This is a genomic window from Nostoc sp. UIC 10630, from assembly GCF_010747425.1.
Lineage (GTDB): Bacteria > Cyanobacteriota > Cyanobacteriia > Cyanobacteriales > Nostocaceae > Nostoc.
Genome location: NZ_JAAGOG010000079.1, coordinates 17,488 through 32,126 on the forward strand (window position 1 = coordinate 17,488; position 14,639 = coordinate 32,126).

At 40.5% G+C, this 14,639-nt stretch carries 15 protein-coding genes and 1 pseudogene; 7 read left to right on the plus strand and 9 right to left on the minus strand.

Annotated elements, in window-relative coordinates:
* Positions 1-25 precede the first annotated feature (25 nt).
* The 3 genes from G1O98_RS18935 to G1O98_RS18945 are packed head-to-tail and all read left to right on the plus strand — an operon-like array spanning position 26 to position 3,051.
* Positions 26-1,573 (plus strand): FAD-binding oxidoreductase, encoded by a 1,548-nt coding sequence (locus tag G1O98_RS18935; RefSeq protein WP_163930538.1) that lies wholly within the window; start codon positions 26-28, stop codon positions 1,571-1,573.
* A gap of 23 nt (positions 1,574-1,596) precedes the next feature.
* Entirely contained in the window at positions 1,597-2,301 is a 705-nt protein-coding gene (locus G1O98_RS18940) for an actin-binding WH2 domain-containing protein (RefSeq protein ID WP_163930540.1), read from the plus strand.
* A gap of 42 nt (positions 2,302-2,343) precedes the next feature.
* Positions 2,344-3,051, plus strand: a complete 708-nt coding sequence (locus tag G1O98_RS18945) for an actin-binding WH2 domain-containing protein (protein WP_114082917.1) — start codon at positions 2,344-2,346, stop codon at positions 3,049-3,051.
* 88 nt (positions 3,052-3,139) lie between these two features.
* Here G1O98_RS18945 and G1O98_RS18950 read toward each other — a convergent pair whose 3' ends face one another.
* A complete protein-coding gene (locus G1O98_RS18950; RefSeq protein ID WP_163930542.1) occupies positions 3,140-3,292 on the minus strand; it encodes a hypothetical protein in 153 nt (50 codons plus the stop codon).
* A gap of 215 nt (positions 3,293-3,507) precedes the next feature.
* On the opposite strand from G1O98_RS18950, the gene G1O98_RS18955 reads away from it, so the two are divergent.
* The 3 genes from G1O98_RS18955 (at position 3,508) to G1O98_RS18965 (ending at position 7,179) form a co-directional block, all read left to right on the plus strand.
* The gene (locus G1O98_RS18955) at positions 3,508-4,734 is read left to right on the plus strand and encodes a pentapeptide repeat-containing protein (RefSeq protein WP_163930544.1); all 1,227 of its coding nucleotides are present in this window, start codon (positions 3,508-3,510) and stop codon (positions 4,732-4,734) included.
* 225 nt (positions 4,735-4,959) lie between these two features.
* Positions 4,960-5,331 (plus strand): DUF2358 domain-containing protein, encoded by a 372-nt coding sequence (locus G1O98_RS18960; RefSeq protein WP_114082919.1) that lies wholly within the window; start codon positions 4,960-4,962, stop codon positions 5,329-5,331.
* A 1,095-nt stretch (positions 5,332-6,426) separates the two neighbouring features.
* A complete protein-coding gene (locus G1O98_RS18965) occupies positions 6,427-7,179 on the plus strand; it encodes a hypothetical protein (RefSeq protein ID WP_163930546.1) in 753 nt (250 codons plus the stop codon).
* 242 nt (positions 7,180-7,421) lie between these two features.
* Here G1O98_RS18965 and G1O98_RS18970 read toward each other — a convergent pair whose 3' ends face one another.
* The 8 genes from G1O98_RS18970 to G1O98_RS19005 form a co-directional block, all read right to left on the minus strand.
* Entirely contained in the window at positions 7,422-8,696 is a 1,275-nt protein-coding gene (locus G1O98_RS18970; RefSeq protein WP_163930548.1) for a ribulose bisphosphate carboxylase small subunit, read from the minus strand.
* A gap of 91 nt (positions 8,697-8,787) precedes the next feature.
* A complete protein-coding gene (locus G1O98_RS18975) occupies positions 8,788-9,174 on the minus strand; it encodes a type II toxin-antitoxin system VapC family toxin (protein WP_163930550.1) in 387 nt (128 codons plus the stop codon).
* Positions 9,171-9,398, minus strand: a complete 228-nt coding sequence (locus G1O98_RS18980) for a type II toxin-antitoxin system Phd/YefM family antitoxin (protein WP_163930552.1) — start codon at positions 9,396-9,398, stop codon at positions 9,171-9,173. The genes G1O98_RS18975 and G1O98_RS18980 overlap by 4 nt, the downstream gene beginning before the upstream one ends.
* A 60-nt stretch (positions 9,399-9,458) precedes the next feature.
* Positions 9,459-10,085, minus strand: a complete 627-nt coding sequence (locus G1O98_RS18985; RefSeq protein ID WP_163930554.1) for a GDSL-type esterase/lipase family protein — start codon at positions 10,083-10,085, stop codon at positions 9,459-9,461.
* 70 nt (positions 10,086-10,155) lie between these two features.
* Positions 10,156-10,962: an AAC(3) family N-acetyltransferase gene (locus tag G1O98_RS18990; RefSeq protein WP_163930556.1), complete on the minus strand. Its 807-nt coding sequence runs from the start codon at positions 10,960-10,962 to the stop codon at positions 10,156-10,158.
* Between the two features lie 134 nt (positions 10,963-11,096).
* Entirely contained in the window at positions 11,097-11,435 is a 339-nt protein-coding gene (locus tag G1O98_RS18995; protein ID WP_114082924.1) for a ribulose bisphosphate carboxylase small subunit, read from the minus strand.
* A gap of 46 nt (positions 11,436-11,481) precedes the next feature.
* Positions 11,482-11,889, minus strand: coding sequence for a chaperonin family protein RbcX (locus G1O98_RS19000; RefSeq protein ID WP_012410538.1), 408 nt, complete (start codon positions 11,887-11,889; stop codon positions 11,482-11,484).
* A 133-nt stretch (positions 11,890-12,022) separates the two neighbouring features.
* The gene (locus tag G1O98_RS19005) at positions 12,023-13,453 is read right to left on the minus strand and encodes a form I ribulose bisphosphate carboxylase large subunit (RefSeq protein ID WP_163930558.1); all 1,431 of its coding nucleotides are present in this window, start codon (positions 13,451-13,453) and stop codon (positions 12,023-12,025) included.
* An 877-nt stretch (positions 13,454-14,330) separates the two neighbouring features.
* On the opposite strand from G1O98_RS19005, the pseudogene G1O98_RS19010 reads away from it, so the two are divergent.
* Positions 14,331-14,639, plus strand: a pseudogene (locus G1O98_RS19010) (transcriptional regulator); the annotation flags it as partial.

The following is a 14,639-nucleotide window of genomic DNA, read 5'->3' on the forward strand; positions in this document are numbered from 1 at the left end:
AGTAACTTTGCTGGAATCAAACCCGATGTCTTTAACTGAAGAAATTCTTTCCCAATTACCAGGTGATGTTTTAGGAGGGTTGCGTCAAGGCGATCGCATCCTCACATCTCTGCGCGAAAACTCCGCACCCGCACCACAGTTAGTTAAAGAAAGTCAACAGCCTTTAGGCGTTGTAGACTTTGATGTGCTGATCTGCGGTGGCACTTTAGGTATTTTAATTGGTTGCGCCTTAGCGGTGAAGGGACTGCGGGTAGCGTTGATGGAACGGGGTATTTTACGGGGGAGAGAACAAGAGTGGAATATCTCTCGGCAAGAATTAGATGTGTTTGTGGAATTAAACTTGCTGACTGAGGATGAATTAGAAACTGCGATCGCAACTAAATATAACCCAGCGCGAGTTAGTTTTGATGGCGGTACAGAAGTTTGGGTAGAAGATGTCTTGAATATTGGCGTAGATCCAGTTTATCTCCTGGCGACATTGAAAACCCGATTTCTCGCAGTGGGTGGAAAGTTGTTAGAAAATACACCCTTTACTGAAGCGATTGTTCATCCAGATGGGGTGATGGTAAATAACCAATTCAAAACTCGGTTATTAATCGACGCAATGGGACATCTTTCACCAATCAGCCAACAAGCACGCCAAGGCAAAAAACCAGACGCGCTGTGCTTAGTTGTCGGAAGTTGCGCCCAAGGTTTTGCGGAAAATAGCTCAGGCGACTTGTTGTTATCATTTACGCCTTTGCAAAATCAATGTCAGTACTTCTGGGAAGCTTTCCCAGCCAGGGATGGCAGAACCACTTATTTGTTTACCTATATGGATGCACATCCCCAACGTTTGAGTTTAGAAGGTCTATTTGAAGAATATCTGCGTCTCTTACCAGAATATCAGGGAGTGGAATTGAGCAAGCTGAAATTTCAACGAGCGCTATTTGGCTTCTTTCCCACCTATCGGCAAAGTCCTCTCAAAACTCCTTGGAATCGCATTTTACCAGCCGGAGACAGCAGTGGTAGTCAGTCTCCCTTGAGTTTTGGTGGTTTTGGGGCAATGGTGCGTCACCTGAAGCGTTTAACTTATGGCATTTACGAAGCGCTAGAAACAGAACAACTATCTGTAAAAGCTTTAGCACTGTTGCAACCCTATCAGCCAAGCCTGACTGTTACCTGGTTGTTTCAAAAAGCGATGAGTGTTGGTATAAATCAGAAAATTGCCCCAGATCAAATTAACCAACTCCTCTCAGCAGTATTTGAAGAAATGCAACAGTTGGGTACACCAGTGTTAAAACCATTTTTACAGGATATAGTGCAGTTTTCGGCACTAACCCAAACACTGTTAAAAACTGGTTTATCTCATCCGGGAATAGTTGCCAAAATCATTCCGCAAGTAGGTTTAGGAAGTTTATTAGATTGGACGCTACATTACGGTAATTTAGGTGTATATACTGCCTTGTTTTGGTTGAGTCCAATGTTAGAAACATGGATTAAGAATCAACCAAATGAACAACAATATTATTGGCATCGTTTGGTTGATGCCTGGAAGTATGGTTCTGGCGGTGATTACTCAGATGAAACTTAGAATTTTAACTGTGTGAGGATAACATGATTGAACGGAAATCATTAGGAATCAAATACTTTGCAGTGCTGATTGGATTCCTGCGCGATCGCCCAGGTTTTCTGGAGGAAATTCGCCAAGGTACGAGATTACCAACTAAAATCATTTCTCTGCTGGTTTGCAGTTCCTTATTTCTCGCCGCGTATGGCGGAATCATTGGTGCATACCATAGCTGGATGCAAGCTTTGTCTTCCGCCATTAAACTCCCAGCCCTTTATTTAATCACACTTTTGATTTGTATCCCGACGTTGTTTTTTGCTAACATCATTTTTGGTTCAAAGCGGACTTTTGCACAGCATTTAGCATTAGTATTAACTGCGGTTTCAGTCACAAGCGTACTTTTATTTAGCTTTGCACCAATCACCTTATTTTTCTTGATTACCACGAATAATTACCAATTTTTGATTCTGTTAAATGTATTCATCTTTGCATTAACTGGATTTATTGGTGTTTCGTCTTTATATCAAGCGACGAGTTTAGTTTTAGAACAAGATGATGAAGGTAGTAAGACACGCCAAAAGATTTTGCAATTTTGGCTATTTCTTTACGCTTTCGTAGGTAGTCAGTTAGGATGGACTCTCAGACCGTTTTTTGGTACACCGGGTTCTATCTTTGAACTATTCCGTGAAAGAGAAGGTAATTTCTATTTGAGCGTCATTAAATCTCTTAGCTATCTCTTTGGATTCCGTTAATTAGTCATTAGTAATTTCACAAAATATACAAACTATAAAATTATGCTGAAAAAGCAAAATCGCGGAATTCAACAATTTGGTGTCTTGGTTAATTTACTGCGCGATCGCCAGTCTTTTTTAGAAGAAATTCGTCAGGGAGTCAGGTTACAAAATAAAATCAGTTCTCTATTCGTAACTAGTTCTATATTCTTTGCTCTTTATGGAGCAATTATCGGTGCATCCCATAGTTGGGCACAGGCATTATCTGGTGCAATTAAACTTCCGGTCTTCTATTTAATCACACTGATTATTTGTTTCCCGACTTTGTTCTTTTTTAATGTTCTGTTTGGTTCTCGGAGCAGTGTTTTACAGCATTTCGTTGTATTACTCACTTCTGTATCAGTGATTAGCGTACTTTTATTTAGCTTGGCACCAGTTACACTATTTTTTCTCATCACTACACCAGATTCCTATCAATTTTTCAAACTATTGAATGTGCTAATTTTTGGTATTACAGGCATCTTTGGTGTGAAATTTTTATATGAAGGGATGCAATTACTCTCTCAACAAGATGAAGTTGGTAAAAAAACCCGCACCACTATTTTAAGATCCTGGTTATTGCTTTATGCCTTTGTTGGTATGCAGTTAGGATGGTTTCTCAGACCGTTTTTTGGTGCCCCTGATTCTAAATTTGAATTGTTTCGCGCAGTAAAAGGCAACTTTTATTTGGATATTGTTACGGCGATTTCCGAAATTTTAGGTTTGCGTTAACATAATCGCAGAAATCCTCCTGTCTAAATTCACAGGGAAACACTTTTAAAACAACCTCTGAAGCCTCGATTGCACTAAGCTTCAACACTCACCGCAGTCGAGGTTTAATTGGGCCTATCCACAGCAATCTAGTCATCATGTCAGTATTTGCGATCGCAAACAAGCCAAAAAAGCCGCATTTCAAAAAATGTTTACAAAATAAGTTATCAGATATTTTAGAGATAATTTCTATAGGACTCATATTTGATTTTTGAACAAAATTCAGTAGACCTTTATTCCTTCTTCCCAGTCCCTTACCTCTACGAGTGATTCAGAAATCAAATCGGATTGCTATATTAAACAAATTTAAGTATATGTCAAGTAGTTCCGTGTTTGTACGCTATCAGATATTTACGGATGCTCTTAAAATCAACCTAAATTTATTTCCGTAAGGAGTCAAATGTGAAGACTTATAACATGTCTTTCATAAAGACAAATGGACTCACGATTTTGCTGGTATTTATCTCAGTTATATTTATTTTTTCTTTAACTCTAATCTTTTCCTTATTTGAAAATATTCAAGGACTTTCAAACCAAGAAAAAATAGAATATATCACTCAAGCATTAACAACTATTGCGATCATTATTGGAGGACTAGCATTAATAATTAATGCTTACTATACATCCAGACTTTCTTTGGATGAGAATCAGAGTCTGTTAATGCAGATCCTTGCTGGAACACTAGCTTGGGATAACAATATAGTAACTGGTATTAATTACAAGCAACCAACTCCACAAGAAATTGTTCCCGAACGCTTTTCTAAAGCAATTGAACAACTAGGAAATGAAAAAATTGAAACGCGGTTTGCTGCAATTTATGCTTTAGAACGAATTGCTAAAGATTCTCCCAAAGACCATTGGACAATTATGGAAATTCTTGCTGCTTTTATTCGCGAGAATGCTCCGGTAAATCAAAAATATGAGGACGAGTTACAGGTATCATCAAAACTTCCTACAGATATTCAAACAGCGATAACTGTCATTGGGCGACGCGATTCACATAAAGATCCAGTAAACCAAAAACTAGATTTACGCAATACAGACCTCAGTAATGCAGACTTAACGGAAGCTAACCTCTCTAAGGCAATTTTCGTAGGAGCTAACTTACAATGGGTAAATTTTACACAAGCAAATCTCTCCGAGGCAGACCTATCAATAACCAATCTTTGTGGCTCAGTCTTCTATGAAGCCAACCTCTCGAAGGCAACCCTTCCAGAAGCCAATTTGCAAGGCGTAATTCTCAGAAAGGCAAACCTCTCGAAGGCAATCTTTTATGATGCAAACTTGGAAGGGGCAATTCTTTGTGATGCCAACTTAGAAGGGGCAATTCTTTGTGATGCCAACTTAGAAGGGGCAATTCTTTGTGATGCTAACCTCTTTGAAGCCAACTTCGAGGGTAGCAACCTCGAAGATGCAAACCTGATTGGCAGTAACCTGCAAAACGCAAAACTTTCTGGGGCCAACTTAGAAGGCGTGTTACTCAGTACAGCTAATCTGCAAGATGCCAACTTCCAAGAAACTAATCTCTTTAGGGCAAACTTGAGCGGATGTGAGAACCTAGAATTACAGCAGATTGAACAGGCATTTGGCGATCGCACAACAATCCTACCGGAAAATCTGAACATACCCCAACATTGGCGTTAACAAAAAGCCTCCGGCACGCTGACGCGTAGCTTGCTTCTCTGTAGGAGTACGCATCCCGGACTAGAGAAACTTAAGGTTTTTTAACCCGCCTACGCGGGTTTTATTTATATAGACCCGATTTCCAACCGCTATTTTAACTGTATTGAATTTAGTACCCAAAACTATAAAGTTGCCAAAAACCTGATATCCTCTATCAGCGAGGACATCGAATATAAAGCGACTATTATGGATATCATTGAAATTCTCAAAGAAGACTATCAAAGATTCCCAGTCAATCAAACTTACAGCATTTACGCTCCAGACGTTTATTTTCAAGACCCACTGAATAAATTTCGTGGTGTGAAACGTTATCAAAAAATGATTAATTTTATCCAAACTTGGTTTTTAGATCCCAAGATGGACTTACATAATATTCAACGTTTAGGAGACACAATTAAAACTGAGTGGACACTCAGTTGGAATACTCCTCTCCCCTGGAAGCCACGGATTTCTATTCCTGGTTGGAGTGAATTAGGTCTTAACTCTGATGGTTTGATTGTCTCCCATATCGATTATTGGAATTGTTCACCCTTAGACGTGGTGAAGCAGCATTTCTAGCGCTTCTGGGTTGATGAGTCCAATATATACCTAACCTCCAGCCCAAAATACCATATCTCTCCTTGTCAACTTAGGTGTACACACAATTTTTTTAGAGTTGTCCCCCAGTGCTTAGAAGGCTACAGTGTATATACAAGTCCTAAAAACCTAGCTTGATGAAGTTTTGCTGTTTTGCTCCTTCTCATACGGAGTATGAGAATACATTCATCTGGGCTGCTGATATTAATATATCACTGAAGGCAGAGCCTCTAATCAGCTATTCCCGCCCTCTGTATCGATAAAATAAGACGAAATCGTGCCATTATGATGAATATTCTGATATTCATCACTAAGAAGCAATTGCCCAAAAAACTAGATTTAATATCTGAATTAAGAGAAATTACTCAGATTAATGTATTAGTTTTATGAGAAATAAAATTATTCACGAATTTTACTGAACCAAAAAACAGCTTGACTAAGCCAAACTAACTTTAGAACCCTATTTAAGGAATATATCTATGTCTCCTCCAAAAACGGACATCACATATTCTATAAAAAGCTGACTTAAGATCGGCTGGACTGAAATCAATGGATTCAAAGATGAATTCAATCTTCTAATAAGAGAGATAAAAAAGGAACAAATATTATTTGTTCTCTAAAAGCATTTGTCGCAATTTATCAAACAGAATTCAAGAGTGAAGAAGCAGAATTGAGAATTAATTCTGGCTTAAAAATTGAATATCACAGTAGTAGCAAGTCTGCAATCTTCTTAATCAATGAAGTCTTTGTACCCTCACCACATCTGTGACACGAGGCGCAAGTCTAGTCTAGCTTGGCTAACAACATACCCATGCGGCATTTCTTAGAGAGCATCTAGATTCTGAATTGATCATCAATCTATTCAATGATGCTCTTTGGATAAGAAAACTTTATATACAGTTAATACCATGCAATGTCATGCATATTCTGTTAAGCACTTTGTAGTCTAGCCTCATTTATCGTAATGCTGCAAATGTTGCTATCTGCGAATTTCAACAATTTTGCTTGTCTAAACTCTCATTAGAGTTTATAGTGATACGGTGTTTTTCCCTTACAATTTCTCGGCAGATTTATATCATGATTTATTCTCAAAAATTTCAAAAGTATTTGGCAGGTTTCTCTTTATCTGTCGTATTAGTAGCTGATTTAGCCCTCACACAAAATGTCCCTCCAGCTTTTGCCGAAATAGTAAATTCATCTATTGGGAATGCTGTGACATTTAGTTGCAATGATAGTGAAGCGACTATCAAAGCTAAGAATGGGCCCAGAGTAGTTAGTGGAAGTTCAGCCTTTTACATTGGTTATCAGCAAGTCTCATCTAATAACAAAAACCCTATAACTATCCGTTTTAATAATGGTATTAAAACATGGTGTAGGACTGATTACGAAACAACAAATGACGACGGTACAGGCTACGGTTTGTATTGGACTGGGGGAAATTTTTTATACGGCGTTTACTCTTCCACTGGCAGTCAGACTGGTAATGATTTTCGCCGCTTTGCAACCGGGCGCTGGTTGTCTAGCTATGGTAGTGGAGGCGGGCCAAAAGTCGCAGTTATAGCCCGGATTAATCCAGCCAATGGCGAGGTTTACTATGCTACATTTTTATCTGCTAAAAAGGCGGATAATGGAAATACAAACTCTTTAGTTGTCAGAAGCCTATCATGGGATGGCACAAATTTAACTGTGCAAGCAAAGTCATGGTGGACTCCCCGCCGCACTAATACCAACTCCATGACTTGCTCTGGTGCATCACCTTATATATACACAGCAGTATTCACTAGCGATTTAACAAGGGTTAACTCGGCTTCAGCTGCTACCTGTAGTTAAGGTATAAGGATTCAGCTATCAAATTTAGGACTTACGCAAAACGACAGGCGGTAGGGGCAATTAATGTAGACGCTTTGCGGCTACTCTACGAGTTAGTACCCGCAGGGTATTGTCCCTACTAAAAAATCAAGCTTTGGGCTATTTTTTGCGTAAGTTCCGAAATTGAGGAAGCATATTTTTCCAGTTGTTTGAGAATCGACAAAAGCGATCGCTCTTTCTCAATTATCTATTCCTAATTATTCCTAATTTTTCCCATGCGGACGGTGAATAATTGTCTCCAAAACCCGCCGCTTGGCTTTCGGATCAATACCTACTAAGCGAATATACTCACCGCTATATTCTGCCAAAGTTGCCTCTAAGTTTGAGATTGCATCAGACTCGGCATCAATGTGGCTATGAACACAACTTTGCCAAGAACCTGTACGGAAACGGCGCTCATCTACGTGTTCAATACTTATTTTGTAACCTTGAGATAATAATTGCCGAATCTGTTCTTGTGTCTCTAGGGTTAAATGTGGGCTTGATACTTCCTGTTTCTGGAATCCATTCGTTTTTGGTTCTTGAGTTGCACCATTGCTTGACGGCTGATTAATTGGTGTTACAGCAGCAGGCTGTGCAGATTGAGAATTTCTACCTCGATTCAGTCGGTTGTAATCGTCAACCAAATGGGAATTTTCCACCCGTTTTTGTTCTCCAACGAGGAAGTTACCAGACTCTATTAGGTGAGACAGCCTGAAATCTGGTTTTTTAAATTCTGGTGGCCCTTCAGTGCTGTTAACCACACTCAAGGATACTTTCTCAAAACCTACTTTATGGATGTAGTTGCGGATTTGTTCGTCATAAATGCGCGATCGCAAAGCACTAAAAAAGTCAATGGACTGGTTGACAAATGTATCAACTAGCTGTTCAACTTCCTTCTGCGATAGTCCATCAGGTTCAAAAATCCCCTTGACAATTCCCACCTTGTCGTCTCTGTCTGGTTCCCAGTAAAATTTCTCCATCCGTCCATCCCGAATTAACGGTGCATAGAGAGTAGAGAAATCATTACCTGTGACAATAATCGGTACACGATGTAAAGGTGTGGAATCGTAGCTTCCAGGCAACTGCACATCTGTGGGATTATCAGCAATATTCATTAGTGTGGCATTCACCAACTGCGTATTTACAGTATATTGAGTGCCTTCATCAAAGCGTCCAGCCCCCGCATCTAAATCGTTAATCATCAGTACACACATTTTGCCGCGTACTTTGATCAGTTCTGCTGTTTCCCGATAGCGCAGCCGAATCAACCGCGCCGGATCTCCTGCATCTGGACTTTCCAATTCGCCACCAGAGACATGAGTCACCTCGATACCCATTTTCTCGAAGACTAATTGACATTGAAATGTTTTGCCTTCTCCTTTGCGTCCGTGAATACCTAAAATCACGGGAACTCGCACACCAGGAAGCTTTAGAAAGTTTTTGGTGATGTGGACAGCCAGTTTGTCCAGAAACCGAGGAGCGATGTAGTAACCCATAAAATTATCTTTGCCTAGCACTGCCTAAAGTAATGTTAAGTTTTTTTGGTGATGACTGTTTATTTATCTTTTGGTAGAAAATGAGCGCTACTTACCATACAAGTCTTATTGGATATGCATCAAAAATTTTATCGGCACTCAGTAAAGGTATATTTTCTACTATCGATTGTGCAATTAAAATTCGGTCGAATGGGTCACGATGATGTAAAGATAGTGTAGCAACAACAGTAACGTGGCTAATTTTGATATCGAGTAACCTAAAATCGTTGAGGTTGAGTTGCTGTGTGATGAATATCTCGAATGGCTGATTAAAACTAAGCTTGCCTAAATTCTGCTTAATAGCTATTTCCCATAGACTAGCTATACTTAGCAAAATTTCATTATTTTCATTATTAATTAACTCTACTACTTGATTACTAAGTCTTGAATTATCTGTCACATACCAAATAAAAGTATGTGTATCCAGCAATAATCTCATTCCATATATTCCTTGAAATCTTCGAGTGGTGCATCAAAGTCATCAGATATTGTAATTAAACCCTTTGCGCTTCCAGGTTGACGGGGGCGTTTAACTGGTGACACAGGAGTTAACTTCACAACAGGTTGATTATCTTTGATGATGATAATTTCCTCACCACTGAGTGCTGCTTCAATTAAGTCGGATAAATTTTGAGATGCTTCAGCTAGAGTAATTTGCTGCATAATTACCACCTTTGGATATAAAAATTAGGTGCTACTACTATCCTAACTTTGAATGTTCGATTAAATCACAGGAAACCAATTTAACCAAGTGTCCCAATTTTCTACTATTTGGGCAAATTCTTCATAACCGCCTGCTTGAGGATGAACCCCATCATTGGCTCTTGCTTCATTAATCCAGATATTTGATATTTCTAATATCGGAAAAACGTCTAAATAAGGTACATTTAATCCTTTACAAATAAAAGCATATTGTTTAGATAAATCTATAGTTCTTTGCTTTCTTTGAGAATCTTCTTGTTCTATGTATGGTGCGGGGCCAACCATCAAAACAGGATATAACTTTTGAGCTTCGCTTAAAATTTCATGGGTATTTTTGAGCGAATCTGCCAAATCCACGCGAGTTTTACCATTTTCTAATGTTGTGTCATTCAATCCAAAAGAAAATACAACTCTGCCATCATATTCTTTGGGTAATCGCAGTGATACTTCCTGTAACCAACGCTTTGCTATATCAGTACTCGTATCACGCCTAATTCCTAAATTATAGTAAGTAATGTCATAACCTTTTTTATTAGCATTAACACATACTCTCCCTGTCCAACCAAGACATTCTTGGTCGCCAGTACCGTTAACGAAAGAGTCACCAACAAAACAAATTCTTACTTCTTGTCGATGTATTGAGTTCATGGTTTATGTGCTAGATAATGCCTTAATTTCTAAGATTTTGATGTCACAAAACGTATCCTGATTGCTCCTTCTATCTGGGATGAGTTGTCAACCAATCAACGGCAAAATCAACAGCGTTTCTGACAGACAATAGCTTGGTTTGTGCAGAACCAACTTTTGAGACTTTGACATGACCAGTGTTTTCCAAATCTCTACCTATGTCAACAAAACAGTCATTGTCAAATTCAATATCTGAGTAATATTTCCAAACTCGTTGTCCTGCTTCTAGAACTGGCGCACCTTTGCTAACTTGCTGTGTCCCACCAACCCGATACTCAGCCAGATGGAAACTGGTGCAGCGATCGTATCCGACTCCTAATAACACCACACAAACGTTCAAATCATAAAGAGTAGCTAATGGTGAATTTTCTCCAAGAGAGTTGTCTAAGGCATGATCAAAGATAATTTCTTCGGCGTGCTTTCCCCAAGCAGCAAACGACACTGCTGGATGAGAACTTCGCACCACGCCTTGCCAAGTTCGGAAAGCTTCAACAATCTTGCCCATACCTCGTGTCGGGGTGACTTTTGAATCAAAAGCTGGCATGGTTTCATATATAGTTGACCACCAGTTAGTAGGGACAGCTGGTGCTTGCCAGGTATTAGGATCAGACAAATCACCAGAATGGGTAGGCATTATGAGAGTTCCTGCTGGCGTAATCACATCCATCAGTGCTTGAACTACTGCGACTGAACCACCACAAACCCATCCTAGTGAACTGAGTGAAGAGTGGACTATCACATTCATTTCTGGAGTTAAACCTGCGTGTAACAAGTCCGTAGCCAGACTTTGGCGAGTCCGAGGTGATGGTGTGTTTGAAATTACTTTTAATTCACTCATCTTGCACAAAATCCCTGGGACTTGAATACTGAGGTTTACCAGAATTGTTATGACTCTTTAGTTATAAAAATAGGAGAGGCAGAATTATCTGCCTCTCCTATGGGGATAAATTAATTACTTAAAGCTTGTTAGCTTTAGTATCTGGTGGCTTTGTTAGGTTTGTGAACAAGAAAGCTGAGAACTTGGCACTGCTTGATGTTGTCAAAACCCACAACACGTATATAGCTAGTGTTGAATTGAGAACGGCATCCTTGAACTTCGCTCAATACTTCTTGAGTAGATTTAGCACCGAACAAAGGCAACTTCCACATTGTCCAATATAATTCTGTTGGCTCAGAAGTTTCGTTGAACTCGATCGCTGGAATGTAACCTTGATTCAAAATGTACTGAATCTGCTTGGCAATTTGAGCGTCAGTCAGGGGTGGCAGATAAGAAAGGGTTTCGTAACGACGCTCTTTTGGTAAAGTTTGCATAGCTTTTGATAATGGGTTGCGATTTTTTACTACTAGGTTGACCGAACTAATTGGATAAGTTATCCAAATTCTGATCTGAAGTTGTTTGCTGTTCTGGTTGCAGACTGGGGTTAGATGTGTCTATTCGTGTGATGCGTTCTAAATGCTGGCGACGCTGCTCCATGTTGGCTTGCTGAATGCCAGTGCGAACCATTTCCGGTAAAAATTCTGCAATTTCTTCCGCAATGTGTTCTCTGACAGTCATGATTCGCAAAGCCAAATCTGGTTTTTCTCTCAGCAGTTGCTCAATGTATGACTCACCATTTTGAATTTTGCCAGACGAAAAGTTATGCAACCAAAGTTCTAATGGAGGATTCGTTTCGCCTAGCTGTGCCAATACTGTCCTTAGAGCCTGATAAGTCAGATAGCTTTGGAGAGTTTTGGCTGTGTCCTTCGCAATTTGCTTAAGATTCATGCTTGACCCCAGCCCTAAAGAGTTATGAGTTATGTAGTTATGAGTTATGAATTAATGCAAATCCTAACTCTTGTACAGACGCGACTAATCGCGTCTTTACTTCTAACTCTTAACTCTTAACTGTTAACTCAGATCAGACGGTATCCATTGCTTCAAACTCGAACTTGATTTCTTTCCACAGTTCGCAAGCAACAGCCAGTTCAGGAGACCACTTGGCAGCTTCGCGGATGATATCGTTACCTTCACGAGCCAAGTTACGGCCTTCGTTACGAGCTTGAACAACAGCTTCCAAGGCGACGCGGTTAGCGGTTGCACCAGGAGCGTTACCCCAAGGGTGTCCTAGAGTACCACCACCGAATTGCAGTACGGAGTCATCACCAAAGATTTCTACTAGTGCGGGCATGTGCCATACGTGGATACCACCAGAAGCAACTGCCATTACACCAGGTAGAGAAGCCCAGTCTTGGGTAAAGTAGATACCACGAGACTTGTCTTGCTCAATGTAGTTTTCACGCAACAGGTCAACGAAGCCCATTGTGATGCCGCGCTCACCTTCCAACTTACCAACTACTGTACCAGTGTGGATGTGGTCGCCACCAGACAAACGTAGGGCTTTAGCCAATACACGGAAGTGGATACCGTGGTTCTTTTGACGGTCGATTACAGCGTGCATAGCACGGTGAATGTGTAGCAAGATACCGTTATCGCGGCACCAACGAGCCAATGTGGTGTTAGCGGTGAAACCTGCGGTGAGGTAGTCATGCATGATGATGGGCATTTTGAGTTCTTTAGCGTACTCAGCCCGTTGCAACATTTGTTCGCAAGTAGGAGCGGTGACGTTTAGGTAGTGACCTTTAATTTCACCAGTTTCTGCTTGAGCTTTGTTGATAGCTTCAGCTACGAACAAGAAGCGATCGCGCCATCTTTGGAATGGTGCGGAGTTAATGTTTTCGTCGTCTTTGGTGAAGTCCAAACCACCGCGTAAGCACTCGTATACAGCGCGTCCGTAGTTCTTAGCGGAAAGACCCAATTTGGGCTTAATGGTACAACCCAGCAAAGGACGACCGTATTTGTTTAACTTGTCGCGCTCAACTTGGATACCATGAGGAGGCCCTTGGAAGGTCTTGATATAAGCTACTGGAAAGCGAATATCTTCTAGACGTAGTGCCCGCAGAGCTTTGAAACCAAATACGTTACCTACAATTGAGGTTAATACGTTGGTTACAGAACCTTCTTCAAACAAGTCCAAAGGATAGGCAACGTAGCAGATGTACTGGTTGTCTTCGCCGGGAACTGGTTCGATATCGTAGCAACGACCTTTGTAGCGATCGAGGTCGGTGAGCAAGTCTGTCCACACAGTTGTCCAAGTACCTGTGGAAGACTCAGCCGCTACAGCCGCACCTGCTTCTTCGGGAGGAACACCAGGCTGGGGTGTCATGCGGAACGCAGCTAGAAGATCGGTATCTTTTGGTGTGTAATCGGGTGTGTAATAAGTTAGTCTGTAATCTTTAACCCCGGCTTGATACCCAGACTTGCTCTGAGTCTTCGTTTGAGCGTAAGACATATTTTATCCTTCCCTGAAATCACTCTTGTTAATTATCAAATCACGTTTTGTGCAACTTCCCCTCACCCAGATATTTCCCCTCATGAGCGAGAGGAAGATTCAGGAAAAATTTTTGTTAGGGGTTGTCTTTGGCAAAAGTTAGCAGTTTTTTTGCGGCGGACACTTTTGGTAGCGGTGGTAGCCCTGCTCACCAGTGTTATCCCCTTCTAGGGGCACACGACCTAGCGCTTCTACTGTTTCCTCTTGACTACGAATCAAAATTCTTTTTTACCTCTTCTTCGCACCCAACTAAACCTTCTCAATTTCACCAAAACTTCTGCTTTTCGCAGGTAGCATTTAGATAATTTCCCTACAAATCGGGGTATTCAGGGGATTAGGCTGACTAGCACACATTCCCGTCTTTACACTCCCTATACCTTCTCCGTTGATGGAAAAGATACCATAAAAGAATTTACTTGACAGAGATTTAGCAGAGTGGTGAGCTTAAAGATAAAAATTGCACACCACGTAATTTGTAACTTATTTCACAATATATCAAGAATTCGATAAGTTATTCTTTCAAAGTTTTTAACTTATATATTTAATTTTGTTATTACATAAAGATTTAACATTTTATTACAGATGCTTTACAACGTGTCATAAATAACTGTAAAGAAGCTTTTGGAGACTGGGGAATGGGAAGAGGGCAGCAAAACAGAAAGAAGAGGGGAAAGAGGTAATTTTTTATTCTCCCCCTCGCCCCCTGCTCTCTGCCCCTCTGCCTTTTCTACCCAATGCCCAATGCCCAATCCCGATAAAATTTGAGAAAAATTGCAGATGACGTTTAAAAAATACCAGGTAGGGGAACACTGAAATTAACCCAAAGCCAGTTTAGGTAATGACTATGGGTACTGTCTCCAAAGGAAATGTCACCGTGGTATTGTTTTGCAAGCGTACTAGTTTATTGATTACTTCTATCTTGTTTGGGTTGATAGCTGTGCCAGGTATGGGATGGGCACAAAAAACTCCTGACATCAAATCATCTGATTTAACCCCCGCTTACCCACCTTCTGCGCCGCCACCGCGAGTAGAATCTTTGCCCGATGAGCGCGGAGTGCAAGAAAATTCGCCAGAAACTGATTATCGTGTTGGTAACTTACTGGCAGATGTTACAGGCAATCTTTGGGTAGGTTCTTGGCGGGGATTA